At 53.3% G+C, this 2,525-nt stretch carries 2 protein-coding genes; one reads left to right on the top strand and one right to left on the bottom strand.

The genetic code is table 11. The features are described 5' to 3' along the window. Positions 1-249: 249 nt before the first annotated feature. A complete protein-coding gene (locus ACFQ2O_RS21175; RefSeq protein WP_137761653.1) occupies positions 250-630 on the bottom strand; it encodes a hypothetical protein in 381 nt (126 codons plus the stop codon). Between the two features lie 106 nt (positions 631-736). On the opposite strand from ACFQ2O_RS21175, the gene ACFQ2O_RS21170 reads away from it, so the two are divergent. Next, positions 737-2,257, top strand: a complete 1,521-nt coding sequence (locus tag ACFQ2O_RS21170; protein ID WP_377532802.1) for a tyrosine-type recombinase/integrase — start codon at positions 737-739, stop codon at positions 2,255-2,257. Positions 2,258-2,525 lie beyond the last annotated feature (268 nt).

Here is a 2,525-nt window from a genome sequence, read left to right as displayed (position 1 = left end):
AAACAGGATTGTTGTTACTCTTATTACCGTGCTTAGCAATTTGCTTATCCTAGAAAAAAGTCTATTCTATTAATTGTATCAGGGGTTATGGCTTTCCCCTATAGGAGATAGTGAGAAACGGCAACAGGAAACAAGAATGGTTGTGCCAACAAGAACCGCTTTACTTAACGTACCTAAATGCGTGTGTCGCCTCAGCTATAACCATGTTGCAGCAAAAAGCACATCCCAGTTGACATACCGACAGCGCTATCACCGACCCACATCCATGTAGGGCTGCCAATTCACGATCAATACCTTCTCCTCAGGCAGGAGCATATACCCATAGTCATAGCAGAGATAGTAGGTGTTTCCCTTCTGGGTGCGGTAGACCTGGGTCAGGTAGCGGAAATCAAAGCCTGCCAGCTCCAGGTACTGGCGGGGCAGGGTGGTCTTACCCTGCGGACTGAGCTGTTTGAGAATGCTGCGGTTCTTTCTTAATGCAGCATTGATTTGGAGAATCCTGCGTTCGTGTTGGTTCTGTACCTTAACCATATTGTTGGCCAGGTGTCTGCAGGGGTCAGAGCAGTAGCGCTTATCGCTCCTGCCTACAATGGCTGTTCCGCACTGGATGCATGTTCTGGCTTGGCTCATAACTTACCCGCGTTTGTACTCGCGTATATCCGTGTATACTCGCGTAATAACACGGCTACGGTTTTGAAAGGTTTTACCTTTGCCTTCAGTAACTGTCTCATTTGCCATGGCTTATCCCGATCAAAAACCTATTTTGTACCTTAACCCGCTGGAGCACGCGGGCAAAGCTATTATCCGCATCTGGCACAAGCCCAACCCCTTCCTCTCCAAACGACTGAAGGAGGCTGGCTGGATCAAGTACAGCAGGACCTACAAGTGCTTTGTGATGCACCGCAGCAGCCAGGCCATCGAGATGACGCACCAGCACTTCCAGGGGCTGGCCAAGGTGGACACAAGGTACCTGTTCCGGCCCAAGCGCCTGCGCCCGGCGGAAGGAACCGTTATCCTGCAACAAGATAAGCATGTGGCAGAGCCATTGGGAAAGGTGCCCGCACGCCCCGTCGTGCGCCTGCAGCCCCTGGAACACCAGGGCAGACCGTATGTACAGCTCAGTTATCTTTACAACAAGGAAATCCATACCTGCCTGAAGCAAAGCAAAGTGGCCAGGTGGCTGCACGACATGCAGTGCTTTGTCATCCGCACCGAAAGCAGCAGTCTGCACACGCTGCTAACCGAGGTAGAGCGAGTAGCCCAGGTGTGGCTGGCGCAGACCATGCAGGTGAAGGACATGGCCCTGCAGGCCCGGCTCTGGGAACAATGCTACCGGAAGGGCGACGGCTATATTGCCTGCCCGCTTCACTACGTGGAGAAGCTGTTCCTGCTCAATTACAGCCTCAGTACCATCCGCACCTACCACAGCCTGCTCCTGCGCTTTCTGAATGCGCACAGGGATAGCGGGCTGGAGGGCATACATGCTTTCTCGGAAGAGGCCATCAACCACTACCACCGCCAGATGGTGCAGGCCGGCACCTATTCCGTATCGTTTGTGAACCAGTCCATCAATGCCGTGAAGTTCTACTACCAGCGCGTGCTGCTGCGGCACGAGGTGCAGCTGGGCCAGGTGGAGCGGCCCGAGAAGCCCGAGCGGCTGCCGCAGGTGCTCAGCAAGCAGGACGTGCTGAAAATCCTCTCTGTGACCGAGAACCTCAAGCACCGCTGCATGCTGCAGCTTTTGTATGCGGGTGGCCTGCGTATTGGCGAAGTGATCAACCTGAAACTTACGGACGTGCAGTCGGAGCGCAACCTGCTGCTGATCCGTGGCGGCAAAGGCAAGAAGGACCGCACCACGCTGCTCTCCCAAAAGCTGCTGGAAAGCCTGCGTGCTTATTACAAGCAGTACAGGCCCAGGGTGTGGCTCTTTGAGGGGCAGACGGGCGGGCAATATACGGTGGAGAGCATCCGCAGCGTGTTCCGGGCCAGCAAGGAGAAGGCAGGCGTGAAAGCACCCGCCACGCCACATACCCTGCGCCATTCTTTTGCCACTCACCTGCTAGAGCAAGGAACGGATTTAAGGTATATCCAGGTGCTGCTGGGACATCGGAGCAGCAAGACCACCGAGATCTACACCCACATCACCACCCATGCGCTGGATAAAATTGTCAGCCCGGAGCCTGACGCCTGTGGCAACGTTGCTAATACCCCGCTATTAACAGCATTGCCTCCGGCTAAAGCGCCACTTGGAAGCTGATTTTTGACAGGCGTAAAACTTCCCAACCATCCGGGTTGTCTTTCCCTTATTCTTATATTCGCAGTACCGGGAGAAAAAGGGAAGAACAACCCCGGCCAACACACCCCATAAGACACCGAATCAAGTCTGACAAGCTTCACCGTCTTATGGCCTATTTCGTTGTGCGGCATTGAAATAAATTGAATGAGACAAATACTTTATACTTTCTTGTTTTCTTATCTGTCCCTATTTCTATATATGGTAGTTGACCTTATTTTGAAGGGAAAAC

Origin of the sequence: Pontibacter rugosus, assembly GCF_042678745.1 — a bacterium.
Lineage (GTDB): Bacteria > Bacteroidota > Bacteroidia > Cytophagales > Hymenobacteraceae > Pontibacter > Pontibacter rugosus.
The sequence above is the reverse complement of the archived record's forward strand: the minus strand, read 5'-3'. Positions and strand labels throughout refer to the sequence as shown.